Genomic DNA, 17,985 nt, shown 5'->3' with positions numbered 1-17,985 from the left:
TTATTCCTTTCCGTTTGACAGTTCATGGTCGCTCAGCATCTCGATCGCCTTGACGAGCGACGAATGGTCGGCCTCCGCGCCGCCTGTCCGGGCCGAGCAGGCATTCATCAGCTGCTGCGCCAAGGCGGTGTTCGGCAGGGCCACGCCAAGCGCGCGGGCGCTTTCGAGCGCGAGATTGAGATCCTTCTGGTGCAGCCGGATGCGAAAGCCCGGTGCGAACGTGCGGGCGATCATGCGCTCGCCATGCACGTCCAGCACACGCGAAGCGGCAAAGCCGCCCATCAGCGCGCTGCGCACCTTGGCCGGGTCACAGCCGGCCTTGCTGGCGAAGACAAGCGCTTCGGCCACGGCCTCGATGTTGAGCGCGACGATGATCTGGTTGGCGATCTTGCAGGTCTGTCCGGCGCCATTCTGTTCGCCGATCAAGGTGATGTTCTTGCCGAGCGTCTCGAAGATGGGCAGCGCCCGTTCGAATTCAGCGGCCGGCCCGCCAACCATGATGGTGAGGCTCGCCGCCTTGGCGCCGACCTCGCCGCCCGAGACCGGCGCGTCGAGATAGCCGGCTCCGGTCTCGCGAACCTTCGCCGCGAACCCGGCCGTGGCGATCGGGCTGATCGAACTCATGTCGATCACCAGCTTGCCGGCCGATAGTCCCTCGACAACGCCGTCCTTTCCCAACAGGACGCGCTCCACGTCAGGGGTATCGGGCAGCATGGTGACTGTCATCTCGGACAGCCGCGCCACCTCGGCTGGGGACGCAACGAGCGATGCCTTCAGGTCGCTCGGCAGGGGAGAGCGGTTCAGAACCGTCACGATCTCATGCCCGGCAGCGGCGAGATGGCGCGCCATCGGTGCACCCATGACGCCAAGCCCGATGAAGCCGATCTTCATGTCCAAACTCCCAAGCAGACGCCGTCAATCAAACCGGCCTTGCGGTCAAAGTCAGCCATATGATATAGGACATCATACAAATTTCAATGCATCTTATTTGGCTGGAGACCGATCGCGAAATGCAGGAGCGCCGCAACACATTGAAGGCCGCCGTGACGGCCGGCCGGGCTCATATCGGTATTTGGTGCTCACTGGCATCGGCCCTCACCACGGAGATCGTCGCCGGCTCCGGAGCCGGTTGGGTGCTGATCGACGGCGAGCATAGCCCCAACGATCTGCGCAGCATCATGGCGCAGCTCCAGGTCATGGACGGCTTCGACAGCGAGGCCGTTGTCAGGTTGCCGTCGGACGATCCCAATCTGATCAAGCAGGCCCTGGACATCGGCGCGCGCAGCCTGATGATCCCCAATGTGCGGACCGCCGAGCAAGCCCGCGCCATCGTTGCCGCCATGACCTATGCGCCCGGCGGGTTTCGCGGCTTCTCGGTCGGTCACCGCGCCAACGCCTTCGGCCGCATCGCAGGCTACCACGCCAAGGCGCGTGAGCAGCAGCTTCTCGCGGTGCAGATCGAGGATGAACTGGGTGTTGCCAATGCCGCCGAGATCACGGCCGTCGATGGCGTGGACGTCCTCTTCGTCGGCCCCGGCGACCTCTCCACCAATATGGGCTCGATGGGCAATCCGGGTGCCGCGCATGTACAGGAGGCGATCGCTTCGGTGCGCAAGGCCGCAAAAGCCGCGGGCAAAGCCAGTGGCATATTGGCGCCGGCAAAGGCCGATGCCGACCGCTATCTCGCCGACGGCTTCACCATGGTTGCCGTGGGCTCGGACCTCGGTCTTTTGGCTCGCGGCTCGGATGCGCTGATCGCTTCATTCAACCAGTAGACCGGAGACTGATCGTGGCAATTCCTCCCTACAAGGCGCCGTCGCGCACCGCCTACGACATCGTCATCGTCGGCGGTGCGGTTGTCGGTTCGTCGACGGCCTATTGGCTCAGCCAGGCACTGGGCAATGGCGCATCGATCCTCGTGGTCGAGCGCGACTCGAGCTACACCTTTTCGTCGACGGCGCTCTCCACCAGCGCCATCCGCCAGCAATATTCCAATCCGATCAATGTGAAGATCAGCCAGTTCGGGATCGACATCATCCGTGGTTTTCCGGAGCGGATGGCGCCCTTCTACAAGGACGAGCCGGCGCCCGATCTCGGCTTCAAGGAATATGGCTATCTCTACTGTTGCTCTCCTGAAGGCGTGGAAGCGGCGCGCGAAAGGGTGGATCTGCAGCGTAGCCTCGGTGCCCACACTGTCTTCCTCGAACCCGGCCCGCTGAAGGAACGTTTCCCTTGGCTGAACGTCGATGATCTCGGCGGCGGCTCCTGGGGCTCGCGCGAGGAGGGCTGGTTCGATTCCATGGGCCTGCTCAACGGGTTCCGCCGCGCCGCGCGCGCCAGTGGCGTCGAATATATCGACAACGCCGTGACCGGACTGGACCTCGCCGATGGGCGGGTCGCCTCGGTGCGCCTGGCGACCGGAGAGACAATTTCCTGCGGAACCCTGGTCAACGCCGCCGGCCCGCGTGCGCAGCAGGTCGCCGCCATGGCCGGCCTGTCCATCCCGGTCGCGCCCTACAAGCGCTACAGCTTCGTCTTCGCCAGCGCCAATCCGATCCCCGGCCGCATGCCCAACGTCATCGACCTCTCCGGCACCTTCGTGCGGCCGGAAGGCGAGCTTTTCCTCACCGGCAACACGCCGCAAGGCGACGGCCCGGCCGACTATGAAGACTTCGAAATGCATTTCGAGGAGTTCGACGACTATATCTGGCCGTCGCTCTGGCACCGCATTCCGGCCTTCGATGCGCTGAAGGTCCAGACCAGTTGGACCGGCCATTACGAATACAACATGCTCGACCACAACGGCATCGTCGGCTTCCACCCTGAGGTGAAAAACTTCATGTTCGCCAATGGCTTCTCCGGGCATGGGCTGCAACAGTCGCCGGCCGTGGGGCGTGCGGTCTCGGAACTCATCGTTCATGGATCCTTCCAGACGCTCGACCTGTCGCCGTTCTGCTACGAGCGCATTGCGCGCAACGAGCCGTTCCTGGAAGAAGCGGTTATTTGAGGCGAGGGGTCGTCTGGGCTTTGCCTGGCCTGGTGGCGGCGAATCCAATGCATCCGATGAAAACTGGGCAAGGATCGCTTTCGAGTATTCGGCCGATCTCGAGCCATCCATCGTCAGCGTCGTTACGCGCACCACGTCGGACGGCTCGGACGGCCCGAACCTGCACTGGGTGACGGTCAATGGCTTGGCCCTTGTGGGGATGATTTTCGGCCGCCGCCTGGCCTGGGAACCATGGTCCAATCCATCAGGGTTGCCGCGGTCCCGGCCCATGCCGTAGACAGGCGGCCGTGAAGGACGTTTGGCGGAGAAGAAACAAGATGTCGGACCGGATGAAGACCATCTCCTCGGCCAAGTCGCATGGCGGCGTGCAGGGCGTCTATTCCCACGCTTCGGATGTCTGCTCATGCGACATGATTTTCGCCGTCTTCGTGCCGCCGCAGGCTCGCGAAAAACCTTGTCCTGTCGTGTGGTACCTCTCCGGCCTTACCTGCACCCACGCCAACGTCATGGACAAGGGTGAGTACAGGCGGATGGCCGCCGAGCTAGGCCTGATCGTCGTCTGTCCCGACACCAGCCCTCGCGGCGCCGACATTCCCGACGAGAAGGACAATTGGCAGTTCGGCGGCGGCGCCGGCTTCTACCTCGATGCGACGCAAGAGCCCTACGCCAGGAACTACCGCATGTATTCCTATGTCACTGAGGAATTGCCGGCGTTGATCGCGCGGGAATTTCCGGCTGACATGACGCGCCAGGCGATCTTTGGCCACTCGATGGGCGGGCATGGCGCGCTGACGATCGCGCTCAAAAATCCCGAACGCTTCAAAAGCTGCTCGGCCTTCGCGCCGATCGTGCAGCCGAGCACCGCCGGCTGGTCGCGGCCGGCTTTCGAAAAATATCTCGGCGCAGACGAGACATCATGGCGGCCTTACGACACCACCTTACTCATCGAGGATGGCCACCGCTTCCCCGAGTTTTTCGTCGATCAGGGAACGTCGGACGGATTTCTCGATGACGGGCTGAAGCCCTGGCTTCTGGAGGCTGCCTGCGCCAAGGCCGGCATTGCGCTGACCCTGCGCATGCAGGATGGCTACGACCACTCGTATTTCTTCATTTCGACATTCATGGACGACCATCTGAGATGGCATGCCCAAAGATTGTCTGACCTGAAAGCATAGTTTTTCTCGCGATCCCGTGAGCCATAAGTCCGTGCGGGCTCACCGCGTCAGATCCCGAACCGATCCTTCAGTCGCCCGGAAAGGATCGCGGCCTTCACCCCGAGCGGCCAGAAACGGTGAAACCGGATTGGCTTGAGCGGCGATATCGGCATGGGAAACGACGACGTCTCGCTGCCTCGCAGGCGCTGCGCCAGGGCAGCACCCATTGCCGATGCCATGGCGACGCCGCGGCCATTGTAGCCAAGGCAGATCAAGACGCCGTCTTCCGGCTCGTGAATGTGCAGAAGATGGTCCTTGGTGATCGCAACCCGGCCGTTCCAGCCATGTGTCCAGCGAACCCCGGCAAGCGCTGGCCAAAGTCGCAGCGCGTAATCGGTGAGGTAGCGGATGGCGGAAGCATCTCCGATGGGCCTCATCGGTCCCCGGCCGCCCATGAGAAGACGGTTCTGGGCATCGATGCGGTAGTACACGGTGATGTTGCCGGCCTCGTAGACGACAGGCCTGTTGGGGAGAATTTGGGTCGCGACCGCCGGCGAAAGCGGTTCGCTCGCCGCGATCGCGCTGAACACCGGAACCAGCGATTGCTCAAGGCCCGGCCACAGGGTCCCGGTATAGCCATTGGTCGCGACAAGAACCTTCTCGGCGCTGACGGAGCCGTTGGCGGTTTTGAGGAGCCATCGTCCGCCCTCCTTGCGCAGCGAGATGACTTCGCTCTCGTCGAATATCCGCGCGCCGGCGTCTCGCGCGGCGGCTGCCAGGCCAAGTGCGTATTTGAGGGGATGGAGGTCGCCACCGCGGGCGTCGAACATGCCGGATATGTAGCGGTCGGTCCCGGTTCGCCTCGCCATCGCCCTTGCGTCCAACATTTCGACCGGCATTCCCCGCCGCACGCATTGCGCGGCCGTGGTCTGTACGGCGGCTTCCGGCTTCGGCCGGATGGCCGCGCGTATGGTGCCGTTCTGCCGCGCCTCGCAGGCGATCGACAGGCGCCTGATGAGACCAAAGGTGAAATCCGGCGCGCCATAGCAGAAATCGATCATCCGTGGCCCAAGCTCAGGGCCGAACATCGCCTCGATCGTGTCGGGATCGTATTTGAGGCCGGGATTGACCTGGCCCCCATTCCTGCCCGACGCGCCCCAGCCCGGCTGTCGGGCCTCGAGCACAGCCACATCGTCACCGGCTTCCGCCAGATGCAAGGCGGTCGAAAGGCCCGTGAAGCCACCGCCGACAATCGCGACCCTTGCCCGCTGCGCGCCGGCAAGGGCAGGGTAATTGCCGGTGCCGCCGGCCGTTTCGCGGTAGAGGCTCCGGGGTGGGCTGCTTTCAAGCATATTGGACATCGTCAAGGCGACCGAGGAAGAACACAGGCCGAGAGGCTGGACAGAAGCGGTCGGGCGAAAGGGAATGCGCCACCTGCGAGAAACTCCATACTGAAACGGCAGACCGTCCAATATCGTGCCCGGTGCGCGCCAGGCAATTCAGCATGGGTTTCGGAAAATCACAACAGCTGCGACAGCGCCGCCATGAAGTGGTCGTTCTCCGCTGGCGAGCCGATGCTGACACGCACGTAGCTGTCAAAACCTTCCTGCTTCCACGGTTTGACGATGACGCCGTCGCGCAGCAGGCCTTCGACGAATGCGCTGGCATCTTGCCCGCAGTTGAAGAACAGGAAGTTGCCTCGGGAACGGGCGACTTCGAGGCCCTTGTTCCTGAGGAAATTCTCGACGCGTGTTCTCTCCGTCCTGGCCAGCGCCACGACCTTGGTGAGGTGTTCCTCATCCGCGAGTGCCGCCAGCGCGGCGGCCTGCGCAACGCCATTGGCGTTGAACGGTGTGCGCACCCTGTCGAGCAGCGCACGCAATTCCGGATCGCCGACGATGCCGAAGCCTATCCGTAATCCGGCCAGGCCGAACGCCTTGGAAAATGTCCGCAGCACGATCCAGGGCCGATCGCGTTTGCAGAGGTAAGGCAGGGACGAGGCATAGTCCTCGCCTTCCGCATATTCGGCATAGGCTTCGTCGATGACGATCAGCGTCTCGCTGCTGACTGCATCCAGCACCTTCGACAGATCGCCAGCGGACAGCCAACTGCCGACGGGGTTCATAGGGTTCGAGAACATCAGCAAGCGCGGCCGTTCGCGCACTGCCTCGATCAGGGCGTCGACATTGATCGTGAGATCGTCGTTGACGGCCACACGGTGGATGGTCGCGCCCATCAGCGTCGCATAGTCTTCGTGCAGCGGGAACGACGGATAGAGCGTGACGACGGCGTCGCCGGGGCGCAGCACAGCACGGCTGATGACGGAGAGAAGGTCCTCCGAGCCATTGCCGAGGATGACCTGATCCTCGCCGAATTCATGTTTGGCGGCGATGGCCTGACGCAGCTCGCGCCCGGCCGGGTCCGGATAGAGCCGGAACATCTCGGGGCCGGCCTGCATCATTGTGGCGAGCGTCGGGCTCGGGCCAAGCGGGTTTTCATTCGAGCCCAGCTTGGCGATCCTGGCCGGAGCATATCGCTGCATGACCTCGGCAATGGTCAGCCCAGAATTGTAAGGTGACAGGCGCGTGACTTCGGCTCGGACCATGTTTGCGGCTTTCGACACGAGCTGGCTCCTCTGCGGCCGGCCGACTCCTGTCATCGACCGGGTTCTCAAACACTGGGTTTCGCTGCATCGTCCAGGCGCGCGACAGGTCGCCGGCGGCCGCGCTGGTGCGGTGAATTTTTGCTAGGAGTAGCGTAGCCGAAACGGTTTGTATATGCTTGTATATGTAACTTGATCTGATAGTCTCGCTGTGGAAGCGCAAACCGACACCGGCAAGGAGGATCACATGCGCAATGCTTCTCTGTTCGATCTCGCCGGCAGGAAGGCGTTGGTCACGGGCGCCAGCCGAGGCATCGGCCGCAGCATCGCCGAGGCGTTGAGCGCTGCCGGCGCCGACGTCGCGGTCACCGCGCGCAGCCTGGCCTCCCTCGACGAGACGACAACGGCGATCCGTGCGGCCGGCGGGGTGGCGCATGCGATCGTCCTCGACGTCACCGATGTCGGACGCTGCCGGACAGCCACCGCCGAGGCCGCCGGCCTGCTTGGCGGTCTCGACATCCTCGTCAACAATGCCGGGATGGAAGAGGTTCGGCCCTCGCTCGATGTCGACGAGGCACTCTGGGACCGGATCGTCGACACCAATCTCAAGGGGGCGTTCTTCTGCGCCCAGGCCGCGGCGCGACAGATGCGCGACGCCGGGCGTGGCGGCGCCATCATCAATCTCTGCTCGTTGACTTCGGAAGTCGGCATCCCCACTGCGGTGCCCTATGGCTCGTCGAAGTCAGGCCTGCTCGGCATGACGCGGGCGCTTGCCGCGGAGTGGGCCGATCTCGGCATCAGGGTCAACGCCATCGCCCCGGGCTATTTCCGGACGGCGATGACCGATGTGTTCTACAGCAACGAGGCATGGCAGAAGTCGATGCTCGCCAAGATCCCGCAGCATCGCTTCGGTGATCTCGGCGATCTGCACGGCGTTGCCGTGTTCCTTGCCTCGGATGCGGCGGCCTACATAACCGGCCAGTCCATTCCTGTGGATGGCGGGTTCCTGGCATCGATCTGAGGCAGCTCGCCACAGGTTCGAAATCAACGTCTTCCGCAACCTAACCAGCCGGCACGTTGCGTTACAACAAAGAGGAATACCCATGTCCGACATCAGCTTCCACGATCTGTCATCCCTCGATACCGGCCAGCGGGCCGGCCTGCTGAAACGCGCCGAGGGCGATCTGTCGGCTTTCGTCGAAAAGGTCCGCCCGATCATCCAGGCCGTCAAGGACGAGGGCGACGCCGCGCTGATCCGCTTCGCCAGGGAACTTGACAAGGCCAACGTCGCCGAAGGCGGTCTGCAGGTCTCGGAAGCAGAGTTCGACGCGGCCTTCGACAAGGTCGAAAAGGATGTCGTGGAAAGCATCGGCTTCGGCATCGAGAACATCAGGCATTTTCATGAGGAGCAGAAGCCGGAGACGATGTGGCTCAAGGAAGTCCGGCCGGGCGCCTATGCCGGCGATCGCTACACGCCGATCGCCTCCGTCGCGCTCTACGTGCCACGCGGCAAGGGCGCCTTTCCGTCGGTGACGATGATGACGTCGGTCCCGGCGGTCATTGCCGGCGTGCCGCAGATCGCCATCGTGACCCCGCCGACATCGGACGGTTCGGTGGATGCGGCGACGCTAGTAGCGGCTCGCCTCGCCGGCGTGAACACTGTCTACAAATGTGGCGGCGCCCAGGCCGTCGCCGCCGTCGCCTATGGCACCGAGACGGTGAAGCCCGCGCTCAAGATCGTCGGTCCCGGCAGCCCGTGGGTGGTGGCGGCCAAGAGCGTGTTGTCATCGATCATCGACACCGGTCTTCCGGCCGGTCCCTCGGAGGCCATCATCTTTGCCGATGACAGTGTCGATGGCGGCCTGGCCGCGCTTGACCTCTTGATCGAAGCCGAGCATGGGCCGGATTCCTCGGCCTATCTGGTGACGCACAGCCGCAAGGTCGCCGAGGCGGCGCTCGCCGCACTTCCGGAACACTGGTCGCGGATGACCGAACAGCGCGTGGAGTTCTCACGCGCGGTGCTGACGGGAAAGCGCGGCGGCATCGTGCTGACCGCGTCGCTGGAAGACAGCTATCGCTTCATCAACGACTATGCGCCCGAGCATCTGGAAATCCTGTCGAAGGAGCCGTTCGCGCATCTCGGACACGTCACCGAGGCCGCCGAAATCCTCATGGGTCCGCACACGCCGGTGACCCTTGCCAACTTCGTCCTTGGGCCGAACGCGGTGCTGCCGACCAGCCGCTGGGCGCGAACCTATGGGCCGCTCTCAGTGACGGATTTCGTCAAGCGCTCGTCGGTCGGCTACGTCACCTCAGCCGCCTATCCGGAACTGGCGAAGCATGCCCGCAGGCTCGCCCGCTACGAAGGCTTCAGCTCGCACGAAAATGCGGTCTCGGAGATCCGCGACCGCTACCTCGCCGGCTGAGAGGAGACTATGGCGATGAAGGCGGCACGGCTTTATGGACCCGGCGATCTGCGGGTGGAGGACATCACCGCGCCAGGCATTCCGGATGCCGGCTGGGTGAAGCTCAGGGTCAACGCTGCCGGCATTTGCGGGTCGGACCTGCACAATTTCCGCACCGGCCAGTGGATAAGCCGCTCACCTTCGACGGCCGGCCATGAACTGACCGGCACGGTGATCGCCTTGGGCGAGGGCGTCGACACCGTCGCCGTCGGCGACAGGGTGGTCGCCGATTCCCGTTTCTGGTGCGGAGACTGCGCGCAGTGCCGTGCCGGCAGGCGCCATCTCTGTGCTTCGCTGGGTTTCGTCGGCGAAGTCTGCGACGGTGGCTTCGCCGAACAGGCGGTGCTGCCCGCACGCCTGCTGCATGTTGTCGATGCCACACTTGACGAGCGGGTCGCGGCAATGGCCGAACCACTCGCGGTGGCGCTGCACGCGGTGCGGCGCCTGCCGAAGACGGCAGGCTCCGTGCTTGTCGTCGGCTGCGGGCCGATCGGTGGTCTCGCCGCGCTGCTGCTGTCCCGGACTTTCCCTGGCGCCGTGCTTGTCGCCGACCGCAACCAGGCGCGCTGCGCCCGCGTGGCGAAGGTGACCGGCGCTAGGATTGTCGACCTCGACCGCGATGCCATTGCGGCAGCGACCGGCAATGCTCCGCTACTGGCGGCTGTCGAGGCGACCGGCAGCATCGCCGCTTTCACCCAGTTGCTCGGCGTTCTCGATTCCGGCAGCGCGGTGGCGATGGTCGGCATTTTCCATGGTCGTCTCGACATCGACCCCAACCTCCTGGTCGAGCGCGAGATCGCGTTGCTGGGATGTCATGCCTTTGCCGACGAGCTACCCGACGCCGTGCGGATGCTGGGCGAATTGAGCGACCCGCTGCTCGCCCTGATCGATCGCGAGATCGGTCTCGACGACATTCCGGCCGCCTATGAGCGCCTGTTGGCGGGGCAGAGCGACGGCTTGAAAACAATCATCCGCATGCGGCAACCTGTTGAGCCGGCGTGATTTCCGATAAATTGCCGGAAAGGATTTTGAAATGATCGATTTGCCCGATACGGCGAGCCCCCTTTACGAGAAGGTGAAGGACTACATCCTGGCCAACATCGGAACGGGCCGGTGGGGCAAGGATCGCAAGCTGCCGTCAGAGAACGAGCTGGTGGTTTCGCTTGGTGTCTCGCGCATGACGGTTCACCGCGCGTTGCGGGAACTGACCGCGGCGGGGTTCCTGATCCGGCTGCAAGGTGTGGGCACCTTCATCGCGCCGCCCCGGCCGCAATCGACGCTGATCGAGATCAACAACATCGCGGCCGAAATCGTCGAGCGCGGCAACCGGCATCGCTCCGAAGTCCTCGTGCTCGAAACCATCATGCCGACCAAGGAGCTCGCTCTGTCCTTCGAGTTTCCAAAGCGGGTTTCGATCTATCACTCGGTCGTCGTCAATTTCGAGAACGATTTGCCGGTGCAACTGGAAGAGCGCTTCGTCAATCCGAGCCTGATCCCCGACTACGACAAGCAGGATTTTTCGAAGACCGCGACCTACGACTACCTCATGCAGAAGACCCCGGTGACTGAGGTCGAGCATATCATCTCCGCCATCCCCGCCGACGCCGAGACGGCGCGGCATCTGAACATCGATGTCGGCAGCTGCTGTCTGTTCCTGCATCGCAGGACATGGACGGGCGCCGTCGTGGCCACGATCAGCAAGCTGACTTATGCCGGCAGCCGCTATTCGCTCGGCAGCCGGTATTCCCCCTCCAGGACCAACTGACGTCGAAAGCGGATGCAGATCACGAAGCCTTCGGCACAGATGTATTTACATGTATTGATAAGAGCCGTTTCCTGCCTTGCGGGCGGAATGGCTGGAAGGGACGACCGATGACGCAGAGTCGCATGGCGCGGATCCGCGCTCTCGCTCAGCACGATGTCGCCGAGGCGCAGCGCGCGCTGATGGCTTTGCTGGCCGATCTGTTCGGGATGAGCCCCAGCAATGTCCGCATCAATTTCGACAAATACAGCCTCAATTCGTTGAACGGCTTTTTCGACAGCGAGGGGCAGGCCTACTTCTTCAAGTTCCATCAGGAAGAACGTGAAGAGGGCATGACCGGCGAATACTACCGGGCCGAAATCCTGTCGCGTGCCGGCCTGCCGGTCGATCAGCCCGTCCATATGTCCGCCCAGCCCGGCGAGCAGATCCTTGTCTATCGCCGCCGCACGGATCCGAGATTTTCGGATGTGCTGTTCGCGCTGGATACCGAGGATGATGCTGGCAAGCGGCGCGAGGCGGTTCTTGCCGAGCGCGACCTGTCCGCCAGGCTGCTTGCTGTCTATCTCGAGACGCTGCATCCGGTGACGGTCGCGCAGGTCGCGGTGGAGCCTATCCACCGGCTGTTTCATGAGCGGCTGATCGACGCCGGTACACGCTCGTCGCCGGGCGGCCGGCTGGCTGATTTTTATGTCGGCAAGCCGTTTGTCTTTCCAGACCAGGAACTGGACTGGGATCATTTCTCCCGGCTGAAATTCGTCATCAACGGCCGGCCTTACGCCAGCAGCATCGGTGAGCTTTTCGACGCCGCGGCCGCGCGACTGCGGCCAGACCGGCTTGCCGACGCCGGCGGCGTGGTCGCGCATGGCGATGCCCACAACGCCAATGTCTGGTACACCGGGAAAGCGGGGAGGGCGGAACTGTCTTTCTTCGATCCTGCCTTTGCCGGTTCGCACATCCCCACGCTGCTGGCGGAGGTGAAAGCGACGTTCCACAACATCTTCGCTCACCCGTTCTGGCTCTACGATCCGGCCATCGCGACCGAGGTTTTTCGCGCGCGGGCGCGGCTGGAAGGAAACCTCTTCCACGTCGACACGGACTGGGATCTGAGCCCGGTCCGCCGCGACCTGCTGGAGGTCAAGGCAACCGCTTTGTGGCGGCCCTTGCTGCTCGAGCTCAAGCGGCGCGGCATGCTGCCGGCCGATTGGCGCGCGGTTCTGCGCGCAGGGCTTTTCCTGTCGCCGACCCTGGTCATGAACCTGCGGGCCGGCGCGCGCAGCCACACGCCGGTCTCTTCCCTGATTGCCTTTTCGGTCGCGGTCATGGTTGGCAGCGAGCCCGATGCCGGGGCCGACCGGGTCACCGATTTCCTCGACCGGATCGATCCTGAAAGGGCGGGCGAACGCGCCTGACCACAGGGCAAAATGGAGTCACGCCAACTTGTATATGCATGTATGTATTTTAGCCTTGACATCCGCTGCCGCTGACGCTGAAATATCCTTGCACTTCACCACGAAGTGGTGGGCAAGACGCCGGGGCACAGTGCCGCGAGAGCAGAAACCCACAGTCTCACCAGACCGGATGCCTGGGTATAAAAAACGGTCTGATCATCAAGGGGAACTAGATGATGCGTAACCTAGCAGGACAATTTCGCGCGCTCATGATGGCCGCCGCCATCGGGCTCGCCGCCGCCCCGGTGGCCCACGCGGCCGATGCGGCCATTCCCACGACGCCCGAGGCCGGGTCGTTCAAGATCGGCATCGAGCCCTGGCTTGGCTATGGCCAGTGGCACGTCGCCGACGCCAAGGGCCTGTTCAAGGCAAACGGCCTGTCGGACGTCCAGATCGTCAATTTCGCCGAGGACAAGGACATCAATGCCGCCTTGGCCAGCGGCCAGCTCGACGCGGCCAACATCGCCACCCATACGGCGATGGGCATGGTCGCTGCCGGCCTGCCGGTGAAGATCGTGCTGCTGCTCGATGTGTCCATGACGGCCGACGCCATCATCGCAGGCAAGGACGTCACCTCCATCGCCGACCTCAAGGGCAAGCAGGTTGCTTTCGAGGAAGGCACGACGAGCGATATCCTGCTCAAATACGCACTCGCGAAAAACGGCATGTCGGTCGCCGATATCCAGCCGGTTCCAATGCCGGCCGCCGATGCCGGCGGCGCCTTGATCGCCGGCCGCGTGCCGGTCTCCGTTACTTACGAGCCGTACCTCACTGTCGCCATGGCGCAGAACAAGGACGTCAAGCTGTTGTTCACCGCCGGCGAGGATCCCGGCCTGATCAGCGACGTGCTGGTGGTGCGCGATGAGGTGATCAAGTCGCGGCCCGGTCAGGTGCTGGCCATGATCAAGAGCTGGGACGCCGCGCTCAAGGACTATAATTCAGACACACCCGGCGGCCGCGCCATCATCGCCAAGGCAGTCGGTTCCGACGTCAAGGACCTGAACACCGCCTTCGACGGCGTGCGCTATTACTCGCTCGCCGAAAACAAGACCGCGCTGACCGGCGATTTCACCACCAAGACATTCGCCGATGTCGAAGCGGCCGCCAAGAATGCCAAGCTGCTGCAGGCGGATGTGACGCCTGAGCAGATGATCGACCCGTCCTTCGTCAAGGCGGCGGAATGACAAAGGCCGGATCGCGGTGGTAACGCAAATGTCCGGAGAGCCCCCCGCGAAAACTGGCCTGACCCGTCCCGCAGCGAGACCGGTCGCGAAACAAGCCAGGCGCCGCCGATCCTCCGGGATCGGCGTGCCCATCCCCCGGTCGCGTTTCCTGATGATCGCGGTGGCCGTCTTTGTCGGGCTCGGCCTTGCCTGGTGGGCGGCGACCGGGCTGGAGTGGGTAAAACCCATCTTTCTGCCGTCGCCTGGCAGCGTCGCGACCCAGATCGCCAAGCTCGCCACGGACGGCACGCTGTGGATAGATCTCACGGCTTCGGCGTATCGCATCTCCATCGGCTTCCTCATTGCCTCTGCCCTCTCGATCCCGATCGGCGTGCTGATCGGCAGCTTCCGCTCCTGGGAGGCTGGTATCGAGCCGCTGGTGGATTTCATCCGCTACATGCCGGTCGTCGCTTTCGTGCCGCTCTCCATCCTGTGGGCGGGTACCGGCGATACGCAGAAATTCCTGATCATCTTCATCGGCACCTTCTTCCAGCAGGTGCTGATGATCATGGACAATGTGAAAAGGGTTCCCGCCGATTTCATCGGCCTTGGCCGCACGCTCGGCCTGCCGGACCGCAAGATCCTGACGCGCATCGTGGTGCCAAGCGCCTTGCCGGGCATCTGGGATACGCTGCGCATCAGCCTGGGCTGGGCATGGACCTGGCTGGTGCTGGCCGAACTCGTCGCGGCGACGTCTGGCCTCGGCTATCGCATCACCGTGTCGCAGCGCTATTTCCAGACCAACACCATCATCGGCTACATCCTGCTTCTCGGCGTACTCGGTCTCATCACCGACCAGGTCATGAAGGCTCTGGAAAAGGTTCTGTTCCGGCAGGATGGCCATTCGCAATGAGGAACCGCCGATGACTGTTCCCAAATTGCGCATCGCCGGTCTCGACAAGAGCTTCGGCACGGGAGAGCGGCGCACGGAGGTGTTGCGCGACATCAACCTCGATCTTGCCGACAATGAGTTCGTCTCCCTTGTCGGAACGTCGGGTTGCGGCAAGAGCACGCTGCTGTCGATCGTCGCCGGACTGCAGGACTTCGACGCCGGCGATCTCAGCATCGATGGCGCGCCCATTCTGCAGCCTGGTCTCGACCGTGGCGTCGTCTTCCAGTCCTACACGCTGCTTCCCTGGCTGACGGCGCGGCAGAACATCGAGTTCGCCCTCAAGGCCGCCGGTTACGATCGCACGGCCTGCCGTGAGATCGCGCTCGAGCATCTCGACCTCGTCAAGCTGTCGCAGAGTGCCGACCGCTTTCCGTCCGAACTGTCGGGCGGCATGAAGCAGCGCGTCGCCATTGCGCGCGCGCTGTCCTATCGCCCCAAGATGCTCTTGATGGACGAGCCGTTCGGAGCGCTTGACGCCTTGACCCGGCACCAGATGCAGGAACTGTTGACCCAGATCTGGGAAGAACACAGGCTGACCGTGCTGTTCGTCACGCATGACGTGGAGGAGGCGGTCTACCTGTCGGACCGTATTGTCGTCATGGGCATCGGCCCGGGACGCATCATGCAGACCTTCAACGTCGACATCGAGCGCCCACGCCGGGAAGAGGTGATGGAAACCCCGGCCTTCATGGATTTGCAGCGCGGCGTCCACAAGGCGATCCGTGAGGCATCAAGACGCCCCGAAATCGCCTAGCATCCGGACGGCCAACGTCGCTGATCCCAATGAGCCATGGCACCCGCGCGCGGGTGCCATGGCTCATAGATCAGAGGATTCCGAACGGGCCATAATAATAGGGGCGGTATGGGGCACACAGCCCGAGCGCCAGCTGGACGGGTCCGCAATAGTAGTCATCATAGTACCCGCCGTAATAGCCGCCTCGCCAGCCGCCGCCGGCCCAATGGCGACCGTGCCCGCGGCGAAAGGCGTATCTATGTCCGCCACCGAAATGGCCGCCACCAAAGTGGCCGCCGCGGAAATGGCCCATGGCATGGCCACCGCCATTGTGCCTGACGAACGCGGCGTCGGCCGTGGTGGCAAATGAGGTCGTGCCTGCTGCCAATGCCAGCACGACCGAGCTTGCGAAAACAAATTGTCTTTTCATGAGCGTCACTCCTATTTGTTTGCGACACTGCGCATGGGAGGAAAACGACCTCCTCGCTGCACACGTTCCTTCACGAAAGCGGGACGGAACGTGACCCGGCGCAGTGCGCAACGCAGGCGCCCCGGGACATCCGGGTCGCCTGTCTTGCCCGGGCCGGTGTGGTGCGGTCAGCGATCAGGGGCCGTGGGGACCGCACAGGTCAAGCGTCCACGCGATCGTTCCGCAGAAGTCGCCAGCGTAGCCATGGTAGCTGCCGTAACCGTTGTAGTAGTTGTCCATCCAGCCATTGCCGGTGGCCGAATTGTCGCCGGTCCAACCGCCGCCGACCCAGCCGCCGTGACCTCCATGCCCGCCATTCGAATGGCCGCCATGGGCGGCGGTGAGGTGGACATAATGATGCTTGACGACGGCGGCATCGGCGACGGTTGCAAACGGGATCGCGCTGGTGGCCAGGGTCAGCAGGATGGAGCTGATGAATACGAGTTGTCTTTTCATGGGAATGTCTCCTTTCCGTTCCAGAGATATGGGAAGGAAAGGCGTCCCCCGCCGGACACGTTCCTTCACGAAACCGGGACGGGGGCTCGCCGAATTGCGCAGCGTCTTTAGGTGACGTCGCCGGTCCAGCCGGTGCCCAGCCCGCTCGCGGCGCCGGTCAAGATTTGTTGACTTCCGGCAGGGTGGAAAGGACTACCCCCAACCTATTTGTCGGATCATAAGACGGCCAATGCTGGCAGGCTGCGGCCGCCTGGCACGTGAGGCGATCTTGCCTTTGAACCGGGATGCGCCACTTTGGCTACAACCTACAAGCAGCCTGCATGACGGAATTGGCCGGAGCATTGGAACAGCCTCAATTTGCCACCGAGCGCGATCCTCGGCTGAGGCTGATCATCCCGATCATCGTCGCCATCGCCTTTCTGATGGAGCAGCTCGACTCCACCATCATCACCACCGCGATACCAGCCATCGCGCAAAGCCTCGACACGACGCCGGTCCGGCTCAACCTTGCGATCACCACCTACATTCTGACGCTCGCGGTGTTCATTCCCGTCAGTGGCTGGTTCGCCGACAAGTTCGGCGCGCGAAAAGTGTTCGCGCTGGCGCTGTTCACCTTCACCCTTGGCTCGGCTCTGTGCGGCATGGCCAACAGTTTCGGCATGCTGCTGGCCATGCGCGCGCTGCAGGGGTTGGGCGGCGCCATGATGACGCCGGTCGGGCGGCTCATCCTGCTGCGCAGCTTTCCGCGCAGCGGGCTGATCACCGCCATGACCTACATGACCTTGCCGGCCATCATGGGGCCGGTCATCGGGCCGCTGCTCGGCGGCCTGCTGACCACCTACGCCTCGTGGCGCTGGATATTCTACGTCAACGTGCCGTTCGGCTGCGTTGGCATCCTGGCGGCGCTGCGTTTCGTCGACGATTTCCACGAGGAAGCGGTGCAGCGCTTCGACTTCGCCGGGTTCCTGATGGTGGGATGCGGCGTGGCGCTGCTGCAATTCGGACTGGAAAGCATCGGCCGGCCGATCGTTCCCGTTTCAGCCACAGTGCTGGTCCTGGCCGCTTCCGTCCTGCTGCTGCTGGCTTTCGGGCGGTATGCGCGCCGCGTCGTGGCTCCGGCCGTCGACCTGACGCTGTTTCGATTTCGCTCCTTCTGGGTCGGCACGCTTGCCGGCGGCTTGTGCCGCGTAGGTCTCAACGGCGTGCCGTTTCTCATGCCCCTGATGTTGCAGGTCGGCTTCGGCATGAGCCCGGTCACCTCGGGCTCGCTGACATTCGTCGGCAGCTTCGGTGCCTTGCTGATGCGGCCGCTGCTGTCGCCGCTGCTGCGGCGCTTCGGCTTCGGCGTCGTGCTGATCGGCAGCGCCGTCGTCGGGTCCGCCACCGTGGCTGGTTTCGCTCTGATGAATGCCGATACGCCGCATTGGATGATCGGCGTTTACGTCTTTCTGTTCGGCATTGTCCGCTCAGCGCAGTTCATGACCTCCAACACGCTGTCCTATGCCGACTTGCCCGCGGACAAGCTCAGCCGCGCCACCAGCCTCGGCGGCGTGCTGCAGCAGCTCAGCGTTTCGCTTGGCGTCTCGATCGCAGCCATGCTGCTGGGCCTGATCGCGGGGGAGGCCCACGTGCTCACGCCGGAACGTTTCCACCAGGTGTTCCTGCTGACCGCGATCATCCCGCTGCTCTCGATCCCGGGCTTCCTGTACCTGCGCGCCGAGGACGGTGTGCAGGTCAGCGGCCACGTCAGGCGACCCCGCAAATAAATCTCTCG

General features: G+C 63.5%; 17 protein-coding genes. 12 read left to right on the top strand and 5 right to left on the bottom strand.

The window, feature by feature from the left end; genetic code table 11:
* Complete coding sequence (locus FJ977_RS06270; RefSeq protein WP_140769509.1) at nucleotides 1-891, bottom strand: 2-hydroxy-3-oxopropionate reductase; 891 nt, start codon at nucleotides 889-891, stop codon at nucleotides 1-3.
* Nucleotides 892-1,010: 119 nt separating this feature from the next.
* On the opposite strand from FJ977_RS06270, the gene FJ977_RS06265 reads away from it, so the two are divergent.
* The 3 genes from FJ977_RS06265 (at nucleotide 1,011) to fghA (ending at nucleotide 4,182) form a co-directional block, all read left to right on the top strand.
* On the top strand, nucleotides 1,011-1,775 hold the full coding sequence (locus tag FJ977_RS06265) for an aldolase/citrate lyase family protein (protein WP_140769773.1): 765 nt from the start codon (nucleotides 1,011-1,013) through the stop codon (nucleotides 1,773-1,775).
* 14 nt (nucleotides 1,776-1,789) lie between these two features.
* Nucleotides 1,790-3,007 carry an FAD-dependent oxidoreductase gene (locus FJ977_RS06260; RefSeq protein WP_140769507.1) on the top strand — a complete coding sequence of 406 codons (1,218 nt, stop codon included), beginning with the start codon at nucleotides 1,790-1,792 and terminating at the stop codon, nucleotides 3,005-3,007.
* Between the two features lie 317 nt (nucleotides 3,008-3,324).
* Nucleotides 3,325-4,182 carry an S-formylglutathione hydrolase gene (gene fghA / locus FJ977_RS06250; RefSeq protein ID WP_140769505.1) on the top strand — a complete coding sequence of 286 codons (858 nt, stop codon included), beginning with the start codon at nucleotides 3,325-3,327 and terminating at the stop codon, nucleotides 4,180-4,182.
* 47 nt (nucleotides 4,183-4,229) lie between these two features.
* On the opposite strand, the gene FJ977_RS06245 is transcribed toward fghA, so the two are convergent.
* On the bottom strand, nucleotides 4,230-5,513 hold the full coding sequence (locus FJ977_RS06245) for an FAD-binding oxidoreductase (protein WP_140769503.1): 1,284 nt from the start codon (nucleotides 5,511-5,513) through the stop codon (nucleotides 4,230-4,232).
* 167 nt (nucleotides 5,514-5,680) lie between these two features.
* The gene (locus FJ977_RS06240; protein ID WP_181179629.1) at nucleotides 5,681-6,820 is read right to left on the bottom strand and encodes a histidinol-phosphate transaminase; all 1,140 of its coding nucleotides are present in this window, start codon (nucleotides 6,818-6,820) and stop codon (nucleotides 5,681-5,683) included.
* A 190-nt stretch (nucleotides 6,821-7,010) separates the two neighbouring features.
* Between FJ977_RS06240 and FJ977_RS06235 the strand changes: the two genes are divergently transcribed.
* The 8 genes from FJ977_RS06235 to FJ977_RS06200 all read left to right on the top strand — a co-directional run bounded on the left by FJ977_RS06235 (nucleotide 7,011) and on the right by FJ977_RS06200 (nucleotide 15,307).
* Complete coding sequence (locus FJ977_RS06235; protein ID WP_140769499.1) at nucleotides 7,011-7,784, top strand: glucose 1-dehydrogenase; 774 nt, start codon at nucleotides 7,011-7,013, stop codon at nucleotides 7,782-7,784.
* A gap of 82 nt (nucleotides 7,785-7,866) precedes the next feature.
* On the top strand, nucleotides 7,867-9,189 hold the full coding sequence (hisD, locus tag FJ977_RS06230; RefSeq protein ID WP_140769497.1) for a histidinol dehydrogenase: 1,323 nt from the start codon (nucleotides 7,867-7,869) through the stop codon (nucleotides 9,187-9,189).
* A 15-nt stretch (nucleotides 9,190-9,204) separates the two neighbouring features.
* A complete protein-coding gene (locus FJ977_RS06225; RefSeq protein WP_140769495.1) occupies nucleotides 9,205-10,230 on the top strand; it encodes a zinc-binding dehydrogenase in 1,026 nt (341 codons plus the stop codon).
* A 31-nt stretch (nucleotides 10,231-10,261) separates the two neighbouring features.
* Nucleotides 10,262-10,993, top strand: a complete 732-nt coding sequence (gene hutC, locus FJ977_RS06220; protein ID WP_140769493.1) for a histidine utilization repressor — start codon at nucleotides 10,262-10,264, stop codon at nucleotides 10,991-10,993.
* A 107-nt stretch (nucleotides 10,994-11,100) separates the two neighbouring features.
* A complete protein-coding gene (locus tag FJ977_RS06215; RefSeq protein ID WP_140769771.1) occupies nucleotides 11,101-12,399 on the top strand; it encodes a hypothetical protein in 1,299 nt (432 codons plus the stop codon).
* A 215-nt stretch (nucleotides 12,400-12,614) separates the two neighbouring features.
* Complete coding sequence (locus FJ977_RS06210) at nucleotides 12,615-13,622, top strand: ABC transporter substrate-binding protein (protein ID WP_140769769.1); 1,008 nt, start codon at nucleotides 12,615-12,617, stop codon at nucleotides 13,620-13,622.
* 124 nt (nucleotides 13,623-13,746) lie between these two features.
* On the top strand, nucleotides 13,747-14,514 hold the full coding sequence (locus FJ977_RS06205) for an ABC transporter permease (RefSeq protein ID WP_181179627.1): 768 nt from the start codon (nucleotides 13,747-13,749) through the stop codon (nucleotides 14,512-14,514).
* Nucleotides 14,515-14,524: 10 nt separating this feature from the next.
* Entirely contained in the window at nucleotides 14,525-15,307 is a 783-nt protein-coding gene (locus FJ977_RS06200) for an ABC transporter ATP-binding protein (protein WP_140769489.1), read from the top strand.
* 70 nt (nucleotides 15,308-15,377) lie between these two features.
* Here the strand turns inward: FJ977_RS06200 and FJ977_RS06195 are convergent, their stop codons facing one another.
* Together FJ977_RS06195 and FJ977_RS06190 are read right to left on the bottom strand one after the other, a co-directional pair.
* Entirely contained in the window at nucleotides 15,378-15,716 is a 339-nt protein-coding gene (locus FJ977_RS06195) for a hypothetical protein (protein WP_140769487.1), read from the bottom strand.
* Between the two features lie 174 nt (nucleotides 15,717-15,890).
* Nucleotides 15,891-16,211, bottom strand: a complete 321-nt coding sequence (locus FJ977_RS06190) for a hypothetical protein (RefSeq protein ID WP_140769485.1) — start codon at nucleotides 16,209-16,211, stop codon at nucleotides 15,891-15,893.
* A 320-nt stretch (nucleotides 16,212-16,531) separates the two neighbouring features.
* Between FJ977_RS06190 and FJ977_RS06185 the strand changes: the two genes are divergently transcribed.
* Nucleotides 16,532-17,977, top strand: coding sequence for a DHA2 family efflux MFS transporter permease subunit (locus FJ977_RS06185; RefSeq protein WP_140769483.1), 1,446 nt, complete (start codon nucleotides 16,532-16,534; stop codon nucleotides 17,975-17,977).
* Nucleotides 17,978-17,985 lie beyond the last annotated feature (8 nt).

It is taken from the genome of Mesorhizobium sp. B2-1-3A (assembly GCF_006442655.1).
GTDB lineage: Bacteria > Pseudomonadota > Alphaproteobacteria > Rhizobiales > Rhizobiaceae > Mesorhizobium.
The sequence above is the reverse complement of the archived record's forward strand: the minus strand, read 5'-3'. Positions and strand labels throughout refer to the sequence as shown.